The 21,481-nt window shown below is 65.8% G+C and carries 21 protein-coding genes; 14 read left to right on the top strand and 7 right to left on the bottom strand.

Annotated features, from left to right (window positions below; genetic code table 11):
* The first annotated feature begins 81 nt into the window (after positions 1-81).
* The 3 genes from AB7531_RS02945 (at position 82) to AB7531_RS02935 (ending at position 4,994) form a co-directional block, all read left to right on the top strand.
* Positions 82-753: an OmpA family protein gene (locus AB7531_RS02945; protein WP_063980496.1), complete on the top strand. Its 672-nt coding sequence runs from the start codon at positions 82-84 to the stop codon at positions 751-753.
* A gap of 177 nt (positions 754-930) precedes the next feature.
* Positions 931-1,860, top strand: a complete 930-nt coding sequence (locus tag AB7531_RS02940; RefSeq protein WP_063980495.1) for an efflux RND transporter periplasmic adaptor subunit — start codon at positions 931-933, stop codon at positions 1,858-1,860.
* The gene (locus AB7531_RS02935) at positions 1,860-4,994 is read left to right on the top strand and encodes an efflux RND transporter permease subunit (protein ID WP_063980494.1); all 3,135 of its coding nucleotides are present in this window, start codon (positions 1,860-1,862) and stop codon (positions 4,992-4,994) included. The genes AB7531_RS02940 and AB7531_RS02935 overlap by 1 nt, the downstream gene beginning before the upstream one ends.
* A 141-nt stretch (positions 4,995-5,135) precedes the next feature.
* On the opposite strand, the gene AB7531_RS02930 is transcribed toward AB7531_RS02935, so the two are convergent.
* Positions 5,136-5,810, bottom strand: coding sequence for a Crp/Fnr family transcriptional regulator (locus AB7531_RS02930; protein ID WP_063980493.1), 675 nt, complete (start codon positions 5,808-5,810; stop codon positions 5,136-5,138).
* A 247-nt stretch (positions 5,811-6,057) separates the two neighbouring features.
* Here AB7531_RS02930 and AB7531_RS02925 point away from each other — a divergent pair, with 247 nt between their 5' ends.
* The 3 genes from AB7531_RS02925 (at position 6,058) to AB7531_RS02915 (ending at position 11,872) form a co-directional block, all read left to right on the top strand.
* A complete protein-coding gene (locus AB7531_RS02925; RefSeq protein WP_063980492.1) occupies positions 6,058-8,100 on the top strand; it encodes an AsmA family protein in 2,043 nt (680 codons plus the stop codon).
* A 247-nt stretch (positions 8,101-8,347) separates the two neighbouring features.
* Positions 8,348-10,795 (top strand): adenylate/guanylate cyclase domain-containing protein, encoded by a 2,448-nt coding sequence (locus AB7531_RS02920; RefSeq protein WP_063980491.1) that lies wholly within the window; start codon positions 8,348-8,350, stop codon positions 10,793-10,795.
* A 210-nt stretch (positions 10,796-11,005) separates the two neighbouring features.
* Positions 11,006-11,872 (top strand): hypothetical protein, encoded by an 867-nt coding sequence (locus AB7531_RS02915; RefSeq protein ID WP_063986003.1) that lies wholly within the window; start codon positions 11,006-11,008, stop codon positions 11,870-11,872.
* On the opposite strand, the gene AB7531_RS02910 is transcribed toward AB7531_RS02915, so the two are convergent.
* Both AB7531_RS02910 and AB7531_RS02905 read right to left on the bottom strand, forming a co-directional pair.
* On the bottom strand, positions 11,873-13,141 hold the full coding sequence (locus AB7531_RS02910; RefSeq protein ID WP_063986002.1) for a Spy/CpxP family protein refolding chaperone: 1,269 nt from the start codon (positions 13,139-13,141) through the stop codon (positions 11,873-11,875).
* 142 nt (positions 13,142-13,283) lie between these two features.
* Positions 13,284-14,309: a LysM peptidoglycan-binding domain-containing protein gene (locus AB7531_RS02905; RefSeq protein WP_063980490.1), complete on the bottom strand. Its 1,026-nt coding sequence runs from the start codon at positions 14,307-14,309 to the stop codon at positions 13,284-13,286.
* A 187-nt stretch (positions 14,310-14,496) separates the two neighbouring features.
* Here AB7531_RS02905 and AB7531_RS02900 point away from each other — a divergent pair, with 187 nt between their 5' ends.
* On the top strand, positions 14,497-15,192 hold the full coding sequence (locus AB7531_RS02900) for a hypothetical protein (protein ID WP_441279879.1): 696 nt from the start codon (positions 14,497-14,499) through the stop codon (positions 15,190-15,192).
* A 158-nt stretch (positions 15,193-15,350) separates the two neighbouring features.
* Positions 15,351-18,014 (top strand): bifunctional diguanylate cyclase/phosphodiesterase, encoded by a 2,664-nt coding sequence (locus AB7531_RS02895; protein WP_063980488.1) that lies wholly within the window; start codon positions 15,351-15,353, stop codon positions 18,012-18,014.
* 35 nt (positions 18,015-18,049) lie between these two features.
* On the opposite strand, the gene AB7531_RS02890 is transcribed toward AB7531_RS02895, so the two are convergent.
* Entirely contained in the window at positions 18,050-18,373 is a 324-nt protein-coding gene (locus tag AB7531_RS02890; protein ID WP_049807642.1) for a hypothetical protein, read from the bottom strand.
* Between the two features lie 370 nt (positions 18,374-18,743).
* Between AB7531_RS02890 and AB7531_RS02885 the strand changes: the two genes are divergently transcribed.
* The 3 genes from AB7531_RS02885 to AB7531_RS02875 all read left to right on the top strand — a co-directional run bounded on the left by AB7531_RS02885 (position 18,744) and on the right by AB7531_RS02875 (position 19,693).
* A complete protein-coding gene (locus tag AB7531_RS02885; protein WP_063986001.1) occupies positions 18,744-19,010 on the top strand; it encodes a hypothetical protein in 267 nt (88 codons plus the stop codon).
* On the top strand, positions 19,003-19,299 hold the full coding sequence (locus tag AB7531_RS02880; protein ID WP_028149307.1) for a hypothetical protein: 297 nt from the start codon (positions 19,003-19,005) through the stop codon (positions 19,297-19,299). The genes AB7531_RS02885 and AB7531_RS02880 overlap by 8 nt, the downstream gene beginning before the upstream one ends.
* A 115-nt stretch (positions 19,300-19,414) precedes the next feature.
* Positions 19,415-19,693 (top strand): DUF1488 domain-containing protein, encoded by a 279-nt coding sequence (locus AB7531_RS02875; protein WP_028149308.1) that lies wholly within the window; start codon positions 19,415-19,417, stop codon positions 19,691-19,693.
* Here the strand turns inward: AB7531_RS02875 and rpsU are convergent.
* Together rpsU and AB7531_RS02865 are read right to left on the bottom strand one after the other, a co-directional pair.
* Positions 19,683-19,964 carry a 30S ribosomal protein S21 gene (rpsU, locus tag AB7531_RS02870; RefSeq protein ID WP_063980487.1) on the bottom strand — a complete coding sequence of 94 codons (282 nt, stop codon included), beginning with the start codon at positions 19,962-19,964 and terminating at the stop codon, positions 19,683-19,685. The two genes, AB7531_RS02875 and rpsU, sit on opposite strands and share 11 nt — an antisense overlap.
* A 186-nt stretch (positions 19,965-20,150) precedes the next feature.
* The gene (locus AB7531_RS02865; protein ID WP_187387869.1) at positions 20,151-20,477 is read right to left on the bottom strand and encodes a hypothetical protein; all 327 of its coding nucleotides are present in this window, start codon (positions 20,475-20,477) and stop codon (positions 20,151-20,153) included.
* Between AB7531_RS02865 and AB7531_RS02860 the strand changes: the two genes are divergently transcribed.
* The gene (locus AB7531_RS02860) at positions 20,437-20,733 is read left to right on the top strand and encodes a transcriptional regulator (RefSeq protein ID WP_084794926.1); all 297 of its coding nucleotides are present in this window, start codon (positions 20,437-20,439) and stop codon (positions 20,731-20,733) included. The two genes, AB7531_RS02865 and AB7531_RS02860, sit on opposite strands and share 41 nt — an antisense overlap.
* A 30-nt stretch (positions 20,734-20,763) precedes the next feature.
* Here AB7531_RS02860 and AB7531_RS02855 read toward each other — a convergent pair whose 3' ends face one another.
* Positions 20,764-20,886 (bottom strand): hypothetical protein, encoded by a 123-nt coding sequence (locus tag AB7531_RS02855; protein ID WP_256376446.1) that lies wholly within the window; start codon positions 20,884-20,886, stop codon positions 20,764-20,766.
* A 62-nt stretch (positions 20,887-20,948) separates the two neighbouring features.
* On the opposite strand from AB7531_RS02855, the gene AB7531_RS02850 reads away from it, so the two are divergent.
* Complete coding sequence (locus AB7531_RS02850; RefSeq protein WP_187387868.1) at positions 20,949-21,209, top strand: hypothetical protein; 261 nt, start codon at positions 20,949-20,951, stop codon at positions 21,207-21,209.
* An 83-nt stretch (positions 21,210-21,292) separates the two neighbouring features.
* Positions 21,293-21,430, top strand: coding sequence for a hypothetical protein (locus AB7531_RS02845; RefSeq protein ID WP_175627410.1), 138 nt, complete (start codon positions 21,293-21,295; stop codon positions 21,428-21,430).
* The last annotated feature ends 51 nt before the right edge of the window (positions 21,431-21,481 follow it).

The following is a 21,481-nucleotide window of genomic DNA, read 5'->3' as shown; positions in this document are numbered from 1 at the left end:
GATGCCGCAGGCGGCCTTTCCCGGGGGGGCCATTGCAGGAATTTTGGAACCGCGCGGTCAGCTGCGCAGGAGGGACTGGCAATGAGATTGGCTGCAAAGGGATTTAGCGCGATGCTGTCCATCATCACGGTCGGCGTCGCTCTGTCGCTGACGACCCCGCTCGCATTCGCGGGCGACGACGGCAACAGCAAGAACGTCACCGAGGACGAGATCGTCCGCGCACTGGCGCCGCCGCCGAAGAAGCCGTTGACCCGCGGCCTCTCGATCGCCCCGCAGGCCGATCCCGCACCCAGTGCGACGGAAACCAAGCTGATCCAGTCCGTGCGCGGCCGCTCGACGCGCTCACTTTCGTCGACCGAGCGCGAAGAAATCGCCTCAGTGGCCAAGGACAAGCCGAACATCGATCTTGAAATCACGTTCGACTACAACTCGGCCAATATCAGCGCCAAGTCGCTCGCCTCGGTACAGGCGCTCGGTCGCGCGCTGACCAGCCCCGACCTGAAGGGCTCGACCTTCGTGGTGGCCGGCCACACCGACGCCGCCGGCGGCGAGGGCTATAATCAGGACCTGTCGGAGCGCCGCGCGGATTCGATCAAGCGCTACCTCGTCGACAAGTACAGCATCTCCGCGACCGATCTCGTCACCGTCGGCTACGGCAAGAGCAAGCTGAAGGACCCGGCCCAGCCGATGGCGGAGGTCAATCGTCGCGTCCAGGTCGTCAACATGGAAAACAAGACCACCGCATCGAAGTGAGAGCACGACGTAATCCTTTGAAGTGCCAAATCCTTTGAAGTGCCAAGTCGTGATGTGGTGTAAAGTCTTGCTTCAAAAGCGCGTCCCGCAGCCTTGTGGGACGCCGCTTTATTTCAGGGAAACGCTCTCAGCAGGCCTCGTGCGGATGGCCGTGAGCCAGGCCAGGACAATCCGGCGATGAACGCCTCCGAATATCTCAAGCCTGCCGGAACCGTGGTGTTCGTCGTTGCGCTCGGCGTCGGCTATTATCTGTTCGAGCATCGGCATCGCCCCGAGGCGAAGGAAACGCCGAGCGAGGCGCTCGTCATCGTGACGAAGTCGACCAACGCCTGCTTCTCCGACCTCGTGCGGGTGACCGGCTTCTTCGTGCCGCGCCGCGAGGCCGTGGTCGTCGCCGACCAGGAAGGCTCCAGGGTCACCGACCTCTTCGTCACCGAAGGCGCCATGGTCACCGACAATCAGGAGCTGGCGCGCCTGACGGCGCCGCCGCAGATCCCCGGCCAGCCGCAAAGACCCGGCCCGCAAGGCCCGATCTCGCTGAAGGCGCCCGCGCCGGGCCTCGTCACCGAAGTGCGTACCGTCGTCGGCGCGCCCGCCTCGCCGCAGGCCGGCCCGATGTTCCGCATCGCCGTCAACAACGAGATCGAGCTCGACGCCCAGGTCCCGGCGGTGCACATGCCCAAGCTCAATCCCGGCGCGACCGTGCGCATCAGCCGCGATGACGCGCCCGATTTGATCGGCCGGGTCCGGCTGGTCGCGCCCGAAATCGACCGCACCACGCAGCTCGGCCGCGTCCGCATCAGCGTCACCAACAATCCATCGCTCAAGGTCGGCGTGTTTGCCCGCGCCTCGATCGACGCCAAGCGAAGCTGCGGCGTCTCGATCCCCAAGACCGCGATCGACCATCTCACCATTCAGGTCGTCAAAAACAATATTGTCGAGACGCGCAAGGTACGGGTCGGGCTGTCGTCCGACAGCGCGACGGAAATCCTGGAAGGCCTCGAGGTCGGCGAAATCGTCGTGGCCGACGCCGGGTCTTCGCTCCATGACGGCGACCAGATCAAGACCATGTTCGCCGATGAACTCGATCGCACGCGGGTACGCTGATGGCTCTCAATATCTCGGCTTGGTCGATCCGCAATCCGCTGCCGTCGGTCGTCTTCTCGATCATCCTCCTGGTCCTCGGCTGGGTGTCCTTCACCAAGCTCGCCGTGACGCGGCTGCCTTCGGCCGACATTCCCGTGATCTCGGTCGTGGTGTCGCAGTTCGGCGCCGCACCCGCAGAACTCGAATCCCAGGTCACCAAGACGGTTGAAGACGCCGTCTCCGGCGTCGAGGGTGTCAGGCACATCACCTCCTCGATCACCGACGGCGTGTCAGTGACCACCATCCAGTTCGCGCTGGAAACCAACACCGACCGCGCGCTCAACGACGTCAAGGACGCGGTGACGCGGGTACGATCGAACCTGCCGCAGAACGTCACCGAGCCGCTGATCCAGCGCGTCGACGTCATCGGCCTGCCGATCGTCACCTATGCCGCGATCTCGCCCGGCAAGACGCCGGAGCAGCTCTCCTATTTCGTTGACGACGTGGTCAAGCGCGCGCTGCAGGGCGTGCGCGGCGTCGCCCAGGTCGAGCGCATCGGCGGTGTCGAGCGCGAGATCCTGGTCTCGCTCGATCCGGACCGGATGCAGGCGATGGGGCTGACCGCGGTCAATGTCAGCCAAAGCCTGCGCGGCACCAATGTCGACGTCGCCGGCGGCCGCGCTGAGATCGGCAAGAACGACCAGGCGATCCGCACGCTTGCGGGCGCGAAGACACTGGGCGATCTCGCCGGCACCATGATCCCGCTGTTCGGCGGCGGTGAGGTCCGGCTCGACGATCTCGGCACCGTCACCGACACCATCGCCGACCGCCGCACCTTCGCCCGCTTCAACGGCGAGCCGGTGGTCGCGCTCGGCATCAAGCGATCCAAGGGCGCCAGCGATGTGAAAGTGGCCGAGGCCGTGCAGAAGCGCATCGACGCGCTGAAGGCCGCCTATCCCGACGTCGACCTGAAGGTGATCGACACCTCGGTCGAATATACCAACGGCAATTACCACGCGGCGATCTCGACCCTGTTCGAAGGCGCCATCCTTGCCGTCATCATCGTGCTCCTGTTCCTGCGGGACTTGCGCGCCACCATCATTGCCGCGATCTCGCTCCCGCTGTCGATCTTCCCGGCGTTCTGGGCGATGGACCTTCTCGGCTTCTCGCTGAACCTCGTCAGCTTCCTCGCCATCACGCTGTCGACAGGTATTCTCGTCGACGACGCCATCGTCGAGATCGAGAACATCGTCCGGCACATGAACATGGGCAAATCGCCCTACCGTGCCGCGCTCGAGGCCGCCGACGAAATCGGCCTCGCGGTGATCGCGATCTCGCTGACGATCATTGCGATCTTCGCGCCAGCGAGCTTCATGTCGGGCATCGCCGGACAGTTCTTCAAGCAGTTCGGCATCACCGTCTCGGTGCAAGTGTTCTTCTCGCTGCTCGCGGCGCGCTTCGTCACGCCGGTGCTGGCCGCCTACTTCCTCAAGCACCATGCGCACGAAGAGCCGCCGCCCGGCCGCGTGCTGCGGGCCTATCACAGGATCGTGGCCTGGTCGGTGAAGCACCATTTCATCACCGTGCTGATCGGCTTCGGGGTGTTCGCCGCCTCAATCTGGAGCATCACGCTGCTGCCGCAGGGCTTCCTGCCGGCGCAGGACAGCGCGCGCTCGCTGCTGGCGCTCGAGCTGCCGCCGGGCACCCAGCTTGCCTACACCGAGAAGGTCACCGAGGACATCGTCGCACGCCTGCGCAAGCGGCCGGAGGTGAAGAGCATCTTCGTCGATGGCGGGCGCGTCCCGCCGGGCACCCAGGAAGTCCGGCGCGCCTCTCTGATCATCAACTACACGCCCAAGGACAGCCGCGACATCACCCAGCGCGAGCTCGAATTCTCGATCAGCCAGGAGCTGGAGAACGTTCCCGACATCCGCTTCTGGTTCCTCGACGAGAACGGCCTGCGCGCCATCTCGCTGGTCGTGACCGGCGTCGACGCCAACATCGTCAACAACGTCGCCAGCGAGCTCGCGACGCAGATGAAGCGGATTCCGACGATCTCCAACGTGATCTCGGAAACCACGCTCGAGCGGCCCGAGCTGCGCATCGAGCCGCGCGCAGATCTCGCCGCGCGCCTCGGCGTCTCCACGGAAAGCCTGTCGCAGACCATCCGCGTCGCCACCATCGGCGATGTCGGGCCCGCGCTCGCCAAGTTCGACGTCGGCGACCGCCTGGTGCCGATCCGCGTTCAGCTCGAGGACGCCGCGCGCGGTAATCTGAGGACGCTCGAACAGCTGCGCGTGCCGCTCGGCGAGCGCGGCGAGAAGGGCGGCGTGCCGCTCTCGGTCATCGCCGACGTCAAGCTCGACCAGGGTCCGACCAGCATCAACCGCTACGATCGTGAGCGGCAGGCAACCGTCGCCGCCGACCTCGTCGGCTCCGCCGCGCTCGGCGACGCGACCAAGAAGATCTACGACCTGCCGGTGATGAAGAGCCGGCCGAAGGGCGTGAAGGTCTCGCCCTCCGGCGACGCCGAAAGCCTGAACGAGCTGTCCGACGGCTTCGCCACTGCAATCACCGCGGGCCTGATGATGGTCTACGCCGTGCTGGTGCTGCTGTTCGGCACCTTCCTGCAGCCGATCACCATCCTGTTCTCGCTGCCGCTCTCGATCGGCGGCGCCATCGCCGCACTGCTCATCACCGGTAAGCAGCTCACCACGCCGGTCTGGATCGGCATCCTGATGCTGATGGGTATCGTCACCAAGAACGCGATCATGCTGGTGGAATTCGCCATCGAGGCGATCCGCGCCGGCAAGCCGCGCGAGGAAGCGATGATCGACGCCGGCATGAAGCGCGCGCGCCCGATCGTGATGACCACGATCGCGATGGCCGCGGGCATGACGCCGAGCGCGCTCGCGGTCGGCGCCGGCGGCGAGTTCCGCTCGCCGATGGCGCTCGCGGTGATCGGCGGCCTGATCTTCTCGACCATCCTGTCGCTGGTGTTCGTGCCCGCGATGTTCATGGTGATGGACGATCTCGGCGCCCTGATCTGGCGATTCGCAAAGCGCCTGATCGTGCACAGCGAGGATGCCGACACCGCCGATCATCACGGCACGGCGCCGGATAAAAAGGGCATGGTACACCCCGCGGCGGAGTAGCCGTGATACGGACGTCGACAGCTCAAGCTGGTTCAGCGAGCGGCGTCAGCGAACCCGACGTCGCAGGAGATCGTCTCCGCTACGAAGCGTTCAAGCGCACCGGTCGCGCCGTCCGAACGACGAAGCGGTTTAGCCGATCCCCTACTCGTTCCGCGCGATGGCCGTCAGCTTGGTCATGTTCCGCAGCAGGATGCGGCCGCGCTGGAGATCGAGGATCGCCTCCTTGCGCCACGCCTGAAGCTGGCGGTTGACGCTCTCGCGGGCCGCGCCGACGAAGATGCCGAGCTGCTCCTGCGAGATGTGGACCTCCGAGCCGAAATCGGCGGCGAGCGCGCAGAGCCGCCGCGCCAGCCGCACCGGCAGCGGTTGCAGCATGGATTCTTCCATGCGCTCGCTCTGCCAGCGGATGCGCTGGCACAGCAGCGCGATGATTTTGATTGCGACCTTCGGCTCGCGTTCGAGGAAGCTGAGAAAATCTTCGCGCCGCAGCACGAACAATTCACTGGCTTCGCCTGCGGTCGCATCCGCAGTCCGGCTCTGGCCGTCCAGCACCGCGACCTCGCCGAACAGGTCGCCCGACCCCATGAAGTTCAGGGTCAGACGGCTGCCGTCGGAGACGCCGGTCTCGATACGGACCTGGCCCCGGCGCACGCCGAACAGCGCGTCCCCCGCATCGCCCTTCTGGAACAGCACCTCGCCGTTCCCCAGATGCTGGGTGTGGCAGAGATTCGACAGCCGCTGGAGCTCGTCTGCGCCGAGATCGGCGAACATCGCGTTCATCTTCAGGATGACCGCAAATTCGGCCTGCTTGCTCATTTCAATGTCCTTGTGAATTTCCTTAGCCAGTTTCCCTGGCAAATCGCTTGGAACCATCAAATCAGGATCGCGTAATACCGCGCCGGGGAAGTGTGTCATAAGTCACATAACTTTGCAGCACCCCCTGACTATTTTTACGTGCTTGGAGCCGCTTCCCGTCCGGGGATAAACTCAGGCGCAAAGGACGGATGCATAGGACGGTCATCTGCGGGATTCGCCGCCGATTGTCCGTCGTTGGAAAGTCGACATGAGAGCAGTGAAATTCGCCGGCGCGGCGATAGCCGCCGTCATCATCGTGATCGGGCTTCTCCTCGTGATCGGGATTCCCTCGGGATTCCTGACCACGACGATTGCCTCGCGGGTCGAGAGCGCGACCGGCTACCGCCTGTCCATCGACGGCACCACGAAGATCAGCCTGTGGCCGACGCTGAACGTCACACTCAACGATCTCACGCTTCAGGACCCGAAGGACCGCAGCGGCATCACGCGCCTGACGGTCGACAGCGTGCAGGCCGACATGTCGCTCTCGAGCGTATGGTCGGGCAGCCCGAAGATCAGCGAACTCGTCGTCACCCATCCCGTGCTCCACCAGCCGCTGCTGCGTGAGCGACTGCCGAATGCCGGCACCGCGTCGAAGCCGCTGGCGCTCGACACCGGTGGTGCGACCATCGACCGCGTCAAGGTCGTCGACGGCGAAGTCGCGTTCGCGCGCGTGCGCGACCGTGTCGAGGGCCGCATCAGCGCCATCAACGCCGACGCCGTCGTTGGCCGCGACCGCAAGGTCGACATCGCCGGCACCGCGCGGGTCGGCGATCACCCGACCAAGTTCGACATCAAGGCGTCGACGCCGGCGCCGCCGGCCGACCGGCCGACCATTCCGGTGGATTTCGCCATCGACATGCCTGATGTGCTGAAGTCCCAGCTCACCGGTCATGCCGAGATGCGGCTGAGCGGCGATGTCGTGATGATCAACGGCGTGAACGGCAGGCTCGGCGACGGCGCCTTCAACGGCTGGGCCTCGGTCGATATTGCGAGCAAGCCCCTGGTCAAGGTCGATCTCGACTTCCAGCGGCTCGCGATTCCGGTGGCGAAATCGCCGGAGGGCACGTCGGGACAGCCCTGGAGCAATGCACCGATCGACGTGTCCGGGCTCAATTATGTCGACGCACAAATCAGGATCTCCGCGAACGAGGCCGTGATCGGCGATGCGCGCCTCGCGCCGCTGGCGCTCGATGCGAAGCTCGCCGGCGGCGTGCTGAAGGCCGGCACCGCCAATCTCGGCGCCTATGACGGCCAGGTCTCGGGCGAGGTGATCCTGGATGCCACAAGCGGCGCACCGAGCTTTGCCATGCATTCCGATCTCGTCGGCGTGCGCGCACTGCCGCTGCTCCAGGGCCTTGCCGAGTTCGACCGGATCGACGGCAAGCTGCAAGCCAAGCTCGCGCTGCGCAGCGCCGGCACCAGCCAGCGCGCGCTGATGGCGAACATGCAGGGCACGGCCTTCGTCAATTTCCAGGACGGCGCCATCCGCGGCATCAATATCGCGCAGATGATCCGCTCGCTGACGTCGGGCACGCTGTCGGGCTGGCAGGACAGTGAGGCCCAGAGCACGGATCTGTCGCAGCTCTCGGCGTCCTTCCGCATCGACAAGGGGCAGGCGGTGACGACCGATCTCAATCTGATCGGACCGCTGGTGCGCGTGACCGGCGCCGGCACCATCGCCCTCGACACCAAGATGATGGGTTTTCGCGTCGAGCCGAAGCTCGTGATGACGACCGAAGGCCAGGGCCGCACGTCGGAGCCGGTCGGCTTCGGCATTCCCGTGATGATCCAGGGCAGCTGGTCGCAGCCGCGGATCTACCCTGACATGGCCGGCATGCTGGACAATCCGGATGCCGCCTATGCCAAGCTGCGCGAGATGGGCAAGGGCCTGTTCGGCCCTGATGGCGCAGGGCTCGGCAATCTCCTGGGCAGCCTCGGGTTGGGCGGCGCCGCAGCGCCGGGCGGCGGCAACGCGGCCGGCAATGCCAATCCGCCAACCCAGCAGCCGGGACAGAACAACCCGCTCGGCGGCCCGCTGGGCGAGGCGATCGGCAATTTGATCCAGCAGGGGCTCTCCAGCGGTGCGGGGACCAGCACTGGCACCGGCCGCAGCCGCGGCCTGCCGGCGACACCGTCCACCCCCGCTCCGCAGGCCTCTCCCGCGCCCCCGGCCCAGGACGACCCGGCGGTGGTGCAGCAGGACAGCCAGCCGATGAACGACGTGCTGCGACAGCTCTTTAATCGATGATTGGCCGACCAACGCACTGGACTCCACGCCAATCCCTACATCGGCCTCCCCGTCCGCCGCTTCATCCAAAGGGATGAGGCCGCGACAATTCACGACCCCTTCGGCCGAGCCCCGGCCTCGACAGCGGTAACCACGCCGGCCGGTCCACAGGTCGCTGGACGGCCCGCTGGCCCGAATTGTGGTAGAAGGGCGCCTGGACCGGTACGGCCCGTAGCGTCGGCGTCGATGACGGCGCGAGAGGATCTGGATGGCGGGAGCGAAAGACAAGACACGGTTTCTGCGCGAGGGCCTGTTCGCCAAATACGTCGTCTCCCTCGTCGGCCTCGTCGTGTTTGTCCTCGCCGTCAACGGCGCGATGGAGACCTGGATCTCCTATCGCGCCACCAAGACCCAGCTGACCGACGGGCTCGACGACAAGGCGCAAGGAGCCGCCCGGCGGATCGAGCAGTCGATCTCCGAGCTCGAGCGCCAGATCAGCTGGGTGACGCGGGCAAGCCAGGACACGCTCGAGAAGCGCCGCGCCGACTACGCATCGCTCCTGCACCAGGTCTCGGTCGTCAATCAGCTGTTCCAGCTCAACGGCGAGGGACGCGAGGTGCTGCGCGTCTCGCGCCAGTCGACCACGACCGGCGGCAATGCCGACCTCTCCCGCGACATGCGCTTCACCGACACGGTTGCCCGCGGCGTCAGCTACGCGCCGGCCTGGTTCTCCGACCGGACGCCGATGATGTCGATCTCGCTGGCGCATTCCGGTTTCAATGCCGGCGTCACCGTGGCCGAGATCGACCTCAGCTTCCTCTCCGACTTCCTGTCCGACGCCCAGGTCGGCAAGGCCGCGTTCGCCTATGTGGTCGATCCGCGCGGCCGCGTGCTGGCGACGTCGTCGAAAGGGCCCGATGTCGGCAAGGACCTGTCGAAGCTGCCGCAGGTGGCGGCGGCGATTGCGCCCGGCCGCGAGCCGGACACCTCGGGCACCGACTTCAACGGCCATGCGGTGATGAGCGCCGCGAGCACCGTGCCGAAGCTCGGCTGGAACGTGATGTTCGAGCAGCCGACCACGCAGGCGTTGATGCCGATCCGCGACCAGCTCGTGCGCATCGCGCTCTTGATCGGCATGGGCCTGATGGTCGCGATCCTCGCCGGCACGCTGCTCGCCCGCCGCATGATCATCCCGATCACGGCGCTGCGCGACGGCGCGCACAAGCTCGGCGAAGGCGATTTCAGCCACCGCATCGACGTCCACACCTCCGACGAGCTGGAAGACCTCGCCGGCCAGTTCAACCGCATGGCCGGCCAGCTCCAGGAAACCTATTCGGACCTGGAGACCAAGGTCGAGGAGCGCACCCGCGATCTCGCGCAGTCGATCAACGAGCTCAAGGCGCTGGAAGAGGTCGGCCGTGCGGTCGCCTCCTCGCTCGATCTCAACGCCGTGCTGCCGACCATCGCGGCGCGCGCGATCGAGATCACCCATGCCGATGCGGTGCTGATCTATGGCTTCGATGCCGAGACGCGCCGCTTCAACCTGATCGAATCCAACGGCATCGACAAATCGGCCGACGGCGCGCATGTCACGATCCAGCAGGGCGCCAACATCCTGAGCGATGCCGCCGATAGCGGCGAGCCGATCGCGATCGCCGATCTCGACCGGGCCTCCGAGCAGCCGCTGCGCGACGTCGCGGTCGATGCCGGCTTCCACTCGGTGCTGGTGGTGCCGCTGGTGGACCAGCAGGGCACGCTCGGCTCGCTGGTGGTGCTGCGCCGGGCCGGCGGCGAGTTCGGCGGAAGCCTCACCGGCCTGATGCGCACCTTTGCCAACCAGGCCGTGCTGGCGATGCGCAACGCGCGGCTGTTCACCGAGGTCGATCACAAGGGCCGCGAGCTCGCCGCGGCACATAACACCGTGCAGCAGCAGGCGGCCAAGCTCCAGGAGCAGACCGAGCAGCTTCGCAACTGGAACCGCTCACTGGAAGAGCGCGTCGAGAAGCAGCTCGGCGAGATCAGCCGCATCAAACGGCTCGAACGATTTCTCGCGCCGCAGGTCGCCCAGCTCATCGCTTCGTCGGATGGTCATGACTCGCTGCTCGACAGCCATCGCCGCGAGGTCACCGTGCTGTTCTGCGATTTGCGCGGCTTCACCGCCTTCACCGAGGCGACCGAGCCGGAAGAGGCGATGAACGTGCTGCGCGAATATCACGCAGCGCTCGGCAAGCTGATCTTCAAATACGAGGGCACGCTCGACAAATATGCCGGCGATGGCGTGATGATCCTGTTCAACGCGCCGATCCAGTTCGAGGACCACACGCGGCGCGCGGTCCAGATGGCGGTGGAGATGCGCGACACGATCGGCCCGCTGACCGAGAAGTGGCGCAACCGCGGGCACACGCTCGGCTTCGGCATCGGCATCGCGCTCGGCTATGCCACGCTCGGCCAGGTCGGCTTCGAGCAGCGGCTGGAATATGCCGCGATCGGCAGCGTCACCAACCTCGCCTCGCGTCTCTGCGACGAAGCCAAGGCCAACCAGATCGTGGTCAGCCGCCGCGTCTACGGCATCGTCGAGCCCTGGGTCGAAGCCCGCGCGCTCGACGACCTCGTGCTCAAGGGGTTCAATCACCCGGTGCTGGCGATGGAGATTTTGTCCTGGCGCGAGCAGGTGGAGAACGTGGTGGATGCGTCCGCAGCGCGGCGGAGAGGGTAGCCAACAACAAAAAAGTCGAAAACAACCCCATGCACAGTAGACGGGGTCCGCAAGATCAATGACTTACGCGGGTGCGGGAGTGGTTTGACACGTCGGGCAAAACACCGGCGGAATGGTATCATCTCCCACACCCTCCCACGAACCACATCCCTCCTCCCTGCGACTAACGATCGCCTCGGGGTCGAGGCTCGATTTCGGATGGAGACGATCGTGGCGTTTGCCTTGCCTTCGCGCGCGTATGATTTGCAGATGCTGGACCGTCCCGCTGATCGTGCGCGCGATCACGGTTGGGTCTATGGCCTGCCGCCGGGCATCAGCAGCGAGCAATGGCCGCTCGATCTCGTCACCGGCTTTCCGCTGATGCACGGCTTCACCTTGAAGCTGCCGGAAGACTATCGCGTGCATGGCGAGGACATCGTTGCGGTCTCGTTCTTCGCCACCGCGCCCGACCACAATGACGGCGGTGCGCCCGATGATCCCGAGATTCGCGAGGCCGTGGCGGCGCGACCAGCGCATCCGCGGCTTTCGCGCATGACCGATATTCTCGACTACGAATATGCAGCGTTGCTGCTGACCAAGGCCGAATATGAGGGCGCATTCGCGGCGCCGCCGGCACCGCTTCCGCTTGCGACAGCCGATCGGCCGCGCTGGCTCGACGTCGGCGGCGCCAGTGCCTTCTTCGAGGCCGCCGCGCCTTACGCAAAAAAGATGTTTGCCGCGCAGCTGCGCGCCGATCTCAGCGAGACCCGCGCGATCGCGCTTGTGCCACGCGCGACCGATCCCAATGCCGGCAAGGGCCCGCAGGACGAGCACACCCGACAAAACCCGCCGACTGGTTATCAGCCCTACTATTACTATGTCGGCGGCGTGCCGAGCCGCGACAATTTCCGCCTGCATGACTGGGGCAAGGATCACGCGCACAACCATCTCGGCGGCACCATGCGGCCGTGCCAGGCGGTGCCGGAGATGAGCCCGTTCTACATCGAGTTCGAGGAATATTTCGGCGGCTACAATTTCGGCGGCGGCAACGCGCAGCTCGACTTCAAGGACATGAAGTTCGACTGGGCGTGCGGCTGATCACGCCCCGCGCTTCGGCCCGATCGCCTCGAAGCCGACCTTCTGCTCGTCGCTCAAGTCTGCCTCGAAATCGTCGAGCGCGTCGCCGACGCCCTTCACTGCCTGCAGCATCGTCTCCAGCCGCGCCTTCACGGCCGTGAGGCGGGCCTGCGGCGTTGCGGCCGCATGGGTCGGGCAGGCGCTGAGCGTCTCCATGGTGCGCAGCGTAGTGTCCTGGAGCACCTCAAGCCGGGCGCGAGCGGTGTCGTCGAGCCTCAGCGTGGACGCGATCTCGCCGGCGGGCCATTGCTGCTGCACGAGCTGCTCGTATTGCCGCTGCGCCTGCACATCATAGCGGGGATCGTAGCCGGCCTCGCACGCGGCTGGCGTCTGCGCATCCTTGCGCTGGCCGGCCGCAAGCGCGGCACGGCGCTCGTTGGCCAGCGCGTCGAGCTTTGCCTTCTGGCCGGCATCGAGGAGATCGACGAATTTTGCGAGCGGCGGCGCGATTGCGTCCGTCGCCTTGATCATGGCCGCGAGGCGCGTCTGCATCAGGCCGAGGCGCTCCGCGGCGGTCGCGGGGACCTGCGTCAGGCAGGCCGTGCGAATGGTGTCGCGCGCAGCGACCCAGGCGGTCGCGAGCTCATCGAGCGCTGTGCGCTGCAATTCGTTCGGCTGCACCAGGGCGACGATACGGTCGACCGGCAGGCCGCCGGTGTCGCTGGCATCGCAAACGGCCTCGACCGAAGGGACCTTTCGCGCGCGCCTGCCTTGCGGCGCTGTGTAGGCGGCGAACTCCGTGGCCGCATAGGGCGCGAAGATCGCGGCGTAGATGTCGCCATAGCCATAGAGCGAGAGGCTGGTCGTATCGCCCAGGATGATCGCGGTGGTGAGGTCGTCATGCGCGAACGGCCAGAACACCGGGCCCGCCCAGCCATAGCTGCCATCGGGGTGGCGCCACCAGCCCTGCGGGCGACGGCCACCGTGCCAGCCCGACAGCGCAGCTTGCGCCGTAAGCGCCGCACGCAGGATGTAGGGGTTGGCCGGCTGGCCGCGTTCGGCGCCGCGAGGATCCTGCGACCTCAGCGCGGCGGAGCGGTATCGGCCGCCCCGTACCGCCATGCGCGCATGGCGCAGGCGAGTCATGCCGATCACGTGGCCGACGGCAAAGCGCGCGACACCGAGCGGACCACCGCGCAATCCGAACTGTGCCTCGGCCTTATTCGGCAGCAGCACTGCCGCAATCACAAGAGTAGCGCCCGCCAGCGCCAGTCCCATGCGTCCGGACATGAAAGCGGACCTGACCACCTTGGCCTCCTCCCAGCGGCAAGCGCGCACTACGACGCATCACAATGACGCGCTGGGGAACCGAATGTTCCGGAGAGACGGAGGGCAAAGCGTCGCAACGCGCACCGGCGTTGCCGATGCGGTCTCACTCCGCCTTCCGCGGCACCACAAAAGTCTGGCCGGGATAGATCAGGTTGGGGTTGTGGATCTTGCCCCGGTTGGCGTTGTAGATCACCGCGTAGCGGGCGCCGTCACCGTAAGCGAGCCTGCTGAGCGCCCACAGGCTGTCGCCGCGGGAGATGACCCGGTTGCCGCCTGCTTCGGCCGGTGCGCCGCTGATGGCGTCCGCCGGCGACGCCGATGCAACGGTCGTGGCCGCGGGCGCTCGCGCCATCACCCTGGGTTTCGGTGCACCGATAAATCTCGGCTGAACCGTGGGCCTGTCATGCGCCGATGCCTGGCGCGCCGATGCCGACGGCAGGGATGCCACGACATCAGACTTGTCGTCGGACTTCTCGGCCTGCTTCAGCTCCAGCTTCGCGGCCGGTGCCGGGCGCGCGGGCGGCGGCGCGGCTTCGGCGATGGTCACCGGCATGCTGCGGCCCGACTGCGTCACGGTACCGTCAGGCGCTTTCGCCCGCAGGGTCAGCTCATAGGAGCCGGCGGGAAGCTGCGGCGGGGTCATCACGAACTGGCCCGAGGCATCGGCGACAACCGTATCGAGCGGCTTGCCGTCGCGCAGCAGCTCGACCTGTGCACCCGGCGCGGCCCGACCCGCGATCACCGCCGCCTCGCCGTGATCGTCGACGCGCGCGACGTCGAACCGCGGGCCGGCATCGGTCGTGGCCGCCGGCGGCTTGGCCGGCACGAGATCGGCCAGCGCCATGGCCTGCTTCTGCGTCTCGGCCAGCGCATCGACCTTCGGCGCGGAGGCTGGGGGCGCCGATGGTGCAGGCGGCGCGGCGGCGGCGAGCTTTGGCTCGTCCGGCTTCGGCTCTGGCTTGGTCTCGGCCTTGGCTTCGGGCGTTGCCTCCGGCTTGGCGGCGACGGCGATCTCGGTCTGCGCGCCGCCCGGCAGCAGGCGGCGCAGCTCGGTGGGACCGATCACCAGCAGGGTGCCGCCCACCGCGAGCAGGCAGAATGCAATGAAGGCCTTGGAAGCGGTGATCATCAGACAATGAACCCTTGGATCGCAAATCAACCGAAGCCGGCAAATTGCGCCGATTTGGCTGCGTCAGCAAGTCGATCATTGGGATGATGCACCTTTCGTTCCGGCACGCCCGGCATGAACCGGCGGGGCACCGACGGCGTCAAATCACCGAGGCCGCATCGCGGTCATTTCTTGAGGATTTTTTTCCGTGACCGCATTTTGCCGTCCTGCACCATGGCTGGCGCTTGTCTTGACACTGGCCGCCTCTCCGGCGCTCGCCGCATCCGGCCCGCCGCCGGACTACATCCTCACCAACAATGCCGGCCTCGCCTTCACCTCGCCCGATGGCGCCACCAGGATCGAGCAGTACATGAAGGACGGCGGGGATTGGGACGTCAAATGGCAGGTCTGGGCTCGCCGCGGCGAGCAGATGACGGAGCTGAAGCCCGAGCAGGGCTACGGGGCCGGCTTCCGCTTCACCGGCGACTCGCAATGGCTGGTGCGGATGCAGAAGACCGGCTCGGGCGAGCAGGACCTCTATCTCTACCATGTCGAGAAGGGCGCCTTCGCGAGCGCGACGAAGAAGCCGCTCAGCGATCTCGCCTGGGCCTATTTCTACGGCCGGCCGGAGACGAAGAGGTTCGCCAAGCTCGACTTCCACATCTCGGCCAATCTCATGGAGGGTACGGAAGAGGCCTATCGCTCGCTCGGCATGGACTGGCCCAACAACCGCTACCTCGTGATCTCGCTGTCGGGCGAATATGACAATCATCCCAAGAACGTCGCCATGAAGGGACTGGGCGGCTGGCATTGCCGCTATGATCTCGAGACCGGAAAGTTCGACGTGCCCGAGACGTTCCCCAAGAAGAATGCGGAAGCCTTGAGGTGGGAAATCCGCCGGTGATCCCCCGGAATCGCGTCACCGTAAATCCAGCCAGCGGAGCTCCCGCCGATCGAGGGAAATCAACCCTCTGATTCCGTTCCGATTCATGTTTTCCTAACCCTTACTGGTAACGGGCTCTTGTCGGTTTTGCTGCATCTTGCATCCCACGGGAGGGCTGGATGGGCACATCAATCCGATGGACCACGCGCATGCGCGCGTTGCTCCGCCGTTGGCAGGGCGCGCCGCTGACGTGGCTGATCGCCGGCGGCTTCGTGCTGATGGTCGCGATGGCCATCGGCACCGCGCTCACCGTCGATCGTTTCCGGCAAAATGCAATCGAGAGCGGCCGCGACAGCCTGGAAAACTCCGTGCGCATGCTCGCCCGGCATTTCGACCGCGAATTCGCCGACTTTGCGGTGCTCCAGAAGAGCGTCATCGCCGAGCTTGAAAGTCACGGCATCGCATCCGCCGATCTCTTCCGCAGCGAGATGGCCACGCTGGCCATGCACGAGGTGCTGCGCGCAAAGGCCAGCGGCTGGTCCGACGTCGCCGGCGCCAACGTGTTCGATTCCAACGGCGTGCTGATCAACTCGTCGCGGCGCTGGCCGGTCGCCGATATTTCGGTCGCCGACCGCGGCTACTTCAATCGCCTCAGGAACGATCCGGCCTCGCAGGAAGAGATCGAGGTCGTGCCCGGCCGGCTCGGCAACGGAGCTGCGATCGTGTTCGCGCGGCGTGTCTCCGGTCCCCACGGCGAATTCCTCGGCATGGTGTCGCGGGCCATTTCGCCGGAGCAGCTCGAATCCTTCTTCGCCTCGGCCGGGCTCGGCGAGGAATCCTCGATCGCGATGCACCACCAGAATGGCCAGCTGCTCGCGCGCGTTCCGCATGTCGACACGATGATCGGACAGAATTTTCGCAACGGCACGCGCGAGCAGATGGCGGTGTTCGAGCGCACCTTCGTCACGACGCAGCTCGCCAGCCCGATCGACGGCAAGGACCGCATCGTCGCCGCGCGCCTCCTGACCGGTGAGCCGCTGGTCGTGGTCGCGACCAAATCGCTGGACGCGACGCTGGCCACCTGGCGGACGCAGACAAAATTCTTCGTCGCCGTCGCCGTGCTGTCGATCGGCCTGCTCGTGCTCACGCTGTTCCTGATCTTCCGCCAGATGACGCGCAGGCTCGCCGCGGAGAAGCAGCAGCTCGACACCGCGATGAACACCATGACGCAAGGCCTGTTGATGTTCGACCAGGACGAGCGCCTGATCGTCTGCAACCGGCGCTACATCGAGATGTACGGACTGTCGGCCGACGTGGTGAAGCCCGGTGCCTATTTCCGCGACGTGATCCAGCATCGCTATGACACCGGATCGTTCCACGGTGACGTCGCGTCCTATTGCGACGACATTCTGAGCAATACCGGGCGAACCCAGAGCGCCGTCGTCGAGACCGCGGACGGCCGCCTGATCGAGATCAAGAACCAGCCCGGCGCCGCCGGCGGCTGGCTCGCGACCCACGACGACGTCACCGAACGCATCCGCGCCGACGAGCGCATCGCGCATATGGCGCATTACGACGCGCTGACCGACTTGCCCAACCGCGTGCTGATGCGCGGCCATCTGGAGCGCCGCATCGCGGAGCTTGCCCAGGGCCAGCCGTTCGCGATCCTCTACATCGACGTCGACGAATTCAAGGGCGTTAACGATTCGCTCGGCCACGAGGTCGGCGACGAGCTGCTCCGCCAGGTCGCCAACCGCCTGCGCGCCTGCGTCAGCGGCAACGACCTCGTTGCGCGCCTGGGCGGTGACGAATTCGCCATCGTCAAGGCCGGCACCAGCGACCGGACCGAGCTGACGGCGCTGGCGGAAAATATCCTGAAAGCGCTGCGTACGCCCGTGGACTGCAAGGGCCAGGAGATCCCGACCGATGCCAGCATCGGCATCGCGATCGCGCCCGATCACGGCGACAATCTCGACGATCTGCTCAAGCGCGCCGATCTCGCGATGTATGCCGCGAAGTCCGAGGGCCGCCGCACCTTCCGCCTCTTCGTGCCCGAATACGACGCCAAGGCGCGGCTGCGCCGCCAGCTCGAGCTCGACCTGCGCCAGGCCCTCGCCCGCGGCGAGTTCGAGGTGCATTACCAGCCGCTGGTCGATCTCGCGGCCAATGTGGTCAACGGCTGCGAGGCGCTGCTGCGCTGGCGCCATCCCGAGCGCGGCATGATCTCGCCCGTCGATTTCATTCCGGTCGCGGAAGAGACCGGACTGATCGGCGAGATCGGCGAATGGGTGCTGAAGCAGGCCTGCACCGAGGCCGCGAGCTGGCCCGGCGATATCCACATCGCGGTCAACGTCTCGCCAGTGCAGTTCCGCGCCAGGACGCTGGCGCTCAAGGTTGCAGCCGCGCTCGCGGAGTCAGGACTTGCGCCCGGACGGCTCGAGCTCGAGGTCACCGAGACCGTGCTCATCCGCGACGACGAGGAGGCGCTGACGATCCTCCAGCAGCTGCGCGAGCTCGGCGTACGCATCGCGCTCGACGATTTCGGCACCGGCTATTCGTCGCTGAGCTATCTGCACCGCTTCCCGTTCGACAAGATCAAGATCGACCGCAGCTTCATCAGCGACATCGGCCGGTCCGAGGATTCCTCTCCGATCGTGCAGGCGGTGGTGCACATGGCGGCCGCCCGCCACATGGCGACGACGGCCGAAGGCGTCGAGACCGAAGCCCAGCGCGAGGTGCTGCGGCAGCTCGGATGCAGCCAGATGCAGGGCTGGCTGTTCAGCCCCGCCGTGCCGGCGGCGAAGCTGAGGCAGCTGTTGTCGGCGCAGGCGGTGGCGGCTTAGCGCGGCCAGTCACCCCATCCCTCGCCGACGCCTCGCTACTTCTTCTTCGCCGGTCCGAAATCCGGTTGCCAGGCGGCTTCCTTGCGGCTCGGCGCCGCCGCGATCACCTTGGATTTTTCCTTCTTCGGCTTCTTGGTTTCGCGATTACCGCGTTGCTGACCCTTTGCCATGTCGCTCTCCGTTGGTTCGAGCTCGTCGAGCTCATCCGATTGCAGCAGCCGTCCACGAGGGGTGCAGACCCTGACGTCCATGTAGCCTTCGCGCAGCAGTTTTCGAGCGAGGCGCAGCGCGAACGTCGCCTTGCCGCGACCGAGATTGGAGCTGCCGTATTCGTTGGTCCCGCTGACCAGATACGGCACAATTGTTGCCCTAGCCATTGAAGATGGCGGCCGCGCCGACGAGAAGCAGAAGAAACCGCGGAACCATCACCGGCGGCACGATCCGATCCGCGAAGCGAACGCACGCCATCGAACGCTCCTGCGAAGCCTTCGGCGGGAGCACACGTGCCCCTCAGTCACCGGTCGAAGCCGTTGAGACGTGCGGTGATGGCAGCGACCCTACGCCCGCACCGAGCCAATAGCGAGGGTTAAAATGCTGCGGAAACAATGGCTGCTGTGACATCGTCGCTTGCCGGCCCGGCGACGATAGTACTGGCTATTGCCGCGGCGAGCGCGCATGGTCGTGACGGCCGGCACCGGTTGGGGCTTCACTTGCGAAAGGCAGGCGTGCATGACCATCCGCTCGCGGCGTGAAACCGTCACCTTCAGGCATCCGTTCCGCATCCGCGGCGTCGAGCGCATGTTGCCGGCCGGCGCCTATGAGGTCGTCACTGACGAGGAGGCGATCGAGGGCCTGACCTTCGCGGCCTATCGCCGCGTTGCCACGATGATCACCGTGCCCGCCGAAGGCCCCCGCGGAACCTTGGAGATGCTGTCGATCGGCTCGGTTGATCTTGCGAACGCGCAGGCCGCAGACGCGAGCGTGGCGAATGACTGACCGCACCGTCGATCTCGACAAGCACCGGGGCATGGCCGCGCAGAAGGCGACCGACCTGCGCCGCGCGCTGGCGGAGGTCGAGGCAAATGTCAGGGAACTGCGCGAGCGCGAGGCCGATCTCGAGAACCGTATGATGACGGTGCCCGCCACGTCCTGGCCGGAAGCGGCGGTGAAGGCGCGCCATCTGCTCAACCTCTATGCTGCGAGCCTGCCCGCCGAGGACACACGCCACCGCGCGCTGGTGGCGGCGCTGTTGGACGATTTCGTCCGGCTGTCGGGTGATGACTGAGACAAACGACGGCCGCCTGCAGTCTCGACGTGCGCCACGTTCCGGCCAGCCGGGAATCGGCGGCGATGATTTGAGGGGCATCGTGCCAAGCAGCAATCAGGTGACGGAGTAAGCCATGACATTGACCAGCGGCCGCTTTATCGGCCACGAATACGATCGGATGATCGTCCGGTTCTCGATGCATGACGGTGCCAGGGAGATTCCTTGCGCAATCTCGACCTCGGCGATGGACTACCTCGAGCCCAGCCCGCAGGTCAGGCCCGAGCAACGTGAGGCCCAGTTCACTCGCCTGCGGGATCGCATCGAAGCACGCGCGGCGAGCAAATATCGCGCGACGGAGTTCGAAGGCACGCCGCCCGGCATCGTGCTGCGAGGCATCGACTTCAGGCTATAGGGACCCGAGCCTTGACATCCGGCAGGGGCGGCTTGCGCTCAAAAGGCTTCTTCTTCGGCGGCGCGGGCAGCAATCCTTCGCGGATTGCCTGCTTCCGCGCGAGCTTGCGGGCGCGTCGAACGGCCTCGGATTTCTCGCGAGTCTTTCTCTCCGAGGGCTTTTCGTAGGAACGCCGCTGTTTCATTTCGCGGAAGACGCCCTCGCGTTGCATCTTCTTCTTGAGAACACGGAGTGCCTGCTCGATATTGTTGTCTCTGACGAGTACCTGCAATCGATCCTCCTCCTCGCTTGGGGCTGCAAATGCGACACGCCCTGCATGGCAGCCAATTGCGCAGGAGCTTCATTGCGAATTTTGAGGATAGCGCTGCGACATTCGTCGCCAGCTTCGGACAAGTCGATGCGCTTGTCACAGCGATGCAACTTCGCGCTGGCACGTGACCACTCCAGTGCAGCCCTGTCAATCGATAAAGCCTTGGCTGCACGTCGGCCGGATCGCGTGAAGCCTCTCGATCGAGGCGCCGGAGCTGCCTGGCTGAGCCAAATCGGCCTTGCCGTCCTTGCAGAAAATCGAACGAGACATATATCGGGGGCGTTCGATCAGCCGCTGTGCCTCGTTGAATGCGCCCGCGGGCACCTTTTCCAAAGACATCGACCGAGTTGAAAGCGTTCGCGCGATTGTCGCGCGCCAGCCCGTTCGATCCCCGGATCGAGCGGGTTTTGCCGGTTGCACAACGGAGTGAAGCATGAGCGCCAGGAAATCCGCCGAGCTGTCACCCGAAAGCATCGCGCGCTCCAATCGCAGGCGCCTCGCCGCCGAAGAGGGAGCACTTGCACTGGCAGACGTCGAAAGGCAGTCCATCGAGATTCGCAAGAACATGGCGCGGCTTCGAGAGGCGCGCGAAGCCAAGCAAGCGGCTGACGCAGCCCTTCAAGCGGCGTTGCCGGCACCCGCGGTCAAGAAGCGCTCGAGCAGAGCGGCGCGAAAGCCGTCTTCAACGCCGCCGACGGAGCAGCCATCGCTACCCGCGAACGGTTCATAGCCCCGGAGATCGGGCCTCAGGCGCGCGGGCTCACTTCGCCTGCTTTGCCGCCCGGATCTCGGCGAACTCGGCGTCGGGATGGGTGACGATGGTGGTGAACATGATGCCGCTGATGATGAGCGACCAAGCGGTGTTCCAATAGATCCAAAACACGTGCCAGCCTCCGGTTCGACCTCGTCCGCTTGCGGGATCAGCATAACGGCAAGGCGAGGCTGATGTTCCCGGCGCGAAATACAGCGCTATTTTTGTTTGGTCGGCGGCAGCGTGCGATCGGTTTGGCCGGTGTGGCGCTTTGCCACGACGTCCTCATCGTGCGGACCCTCGCGCGGGCGCGGCGGCGGCTTGGGCTGGCCTTTCTGGCCGCCATGCTTGCCGCCCATGTCGGGCTTGCCTTCGAGGTCATTTTCACGCGGCATATGGGTCAATGCACTCCCGCGGCATTGGTTCGCAATGCCGATGCGATGTTGTGCCTGTGAACGAGTTCATAGGATCGTCGCCGTTTGCAGTGCACGATCATGTGCGGGCCCCGGGGTTTCAAACAACGGATGGACTTGGCTTGATGCGGAAACGATTGGTCGCCTGGACCATTTTGACCTGCGCGCTGCTGGCGGTGGCCGTGTGGGGCCTGCTCGGGGCACCCAACACTGCGTCCGGCCCGCATCTGCCCTCCCGCAGCCAGACGGCCGCAGTGCGGTAGCCACCGCGCGACCGATACAATTTCGGCATCGATCGATCTTCAACCGGAACT

It is taken from the genome of Bradyrhizobium sp. 63_E2_N1_3 (assembly GCF_052076005.1).
Lineage (GTDB): Bacteria > Pseudomonadota > Alphaproteobacteria > Rhizobiales > Xanthobacteraceae > Bradyrhizobium > Bradyrhizobium barranii.
Note: the sequence above shows the minus strand (reverse complement) of the source record. Positions and strands in the feature narration are given on the sequence as shown.

Bases quoted from the DNA above. Each gene is read 5' to 3' on its own strand.
- AB7531_RS02945 (WP_063980496.1), top strand. From the start codon at position 82: ATGAGATTGGCTGCAAAGGGATTTAGCGCGATGCTGTCCATCATCACG.
- AB7531_RS02940 (WP_063980495.1), top strand. From the start codon at position 931: ATGAACGCCTCCGAATATCTCAAGCCTGCCGGAACCGTGGTGTTCGTC.
- AB7531_RS02935 (WP_063980494.1), top strand. From the start codon at position 1,860: ATGGCTCTCAATATCTCGGCTTGGTCGATCCGCAATCCGCTGCCGTCG.
- AB7531_RS02930 (WP_063980493.1), bottom strand. From the start codon at position 5,810: ATGAGCAAGCAGGCCGAATTTGCGGTCATCCTGAAGATGAACGCGATG.
- AB7531_RS02925 (WP_063980492.1), top strand. From the start codon at position 6,058: ATGAGAGCAGTGAAATTCGCCGGCGCGGCGATAGCCGCCGTCATCATC.
- AB7531_RS02920 (WP_063980491.1), top strand. From the start codon at position 8,348: ATGGCGGGAGCGAAAGACAAGACACGGTTTCTGCGCGAGGGCCTGTTC.
- AB7531_RS02910 (WP_063986002.1), bottom strand. From the start codon at position 13,141: ATGTCCGGACGCATGGGACTGGCGCTGGCGGGCGCTACTCTTGTGATT.
- AB7531_RS02905 (WP_063980490.1), bottom strand. From the start codon at position 14,309: ATGATCACCGCTTCCAAGGCCTTCATTGCATTCTGCCTGCTCGCGGTG.
- AB7531_RS02895 (WP_063980488.1), top strand. From the start codon at position 15,351: ATGGGCACATCAATCCGATGGACCACGCGCATGCGCGCGTTGCTCCGC.
- AB7531_RS02885 (WP_063986001.1), top strand. From the start codon at position 18,744: ATGACCATCCGCTCGCGGCGTGAAACCGTCACCTTCAGGCATCCGTTC.
- AB7531_RS02880 (WP_028149307.1), top strand. From the start codon at position 19,003: ATGACTGACCGCACCGTCGATCTCGACAAGCACCGGGGCATGGCCGCG.
- AB7531_RS02875 (WP_028149308.1), top strand. From the start codon at position 19,415: ATGACATTGACCAGCGGCCGCTTTATCGGCCACGAATACGATCGGATG.
- AB7531_RS02860 (WP_084794926.1), top strand. From the start codon at position 20,437: ATGAGCGCCAGGAAATCCGCCGAGCTGTCACCCGAAAGCATCGCGCGC.
- AB7531_RS02865 (WP_187387869.1), bottom strand. From the start codon at position 20,477: ATGCTTTCGGGTGACAGCTCGGCGGATTTCCTGGCGCTCATGCTTCAC.
- AB7531_RS02850 (WP_187387868.1), top strand. From the start codon at position 20,949: ATGTTCCCGGCGCGAAATACAGCGCTATTTTTGTTTGGTCGGCGGCAG.
- AB7531_RS02845 (WP_175627410.1), top strand. From the start codon at position 21,293: ATGCGGAAACGATTGGTCGCCTGGACCATTTTGACCTGCGCGCTGCTG.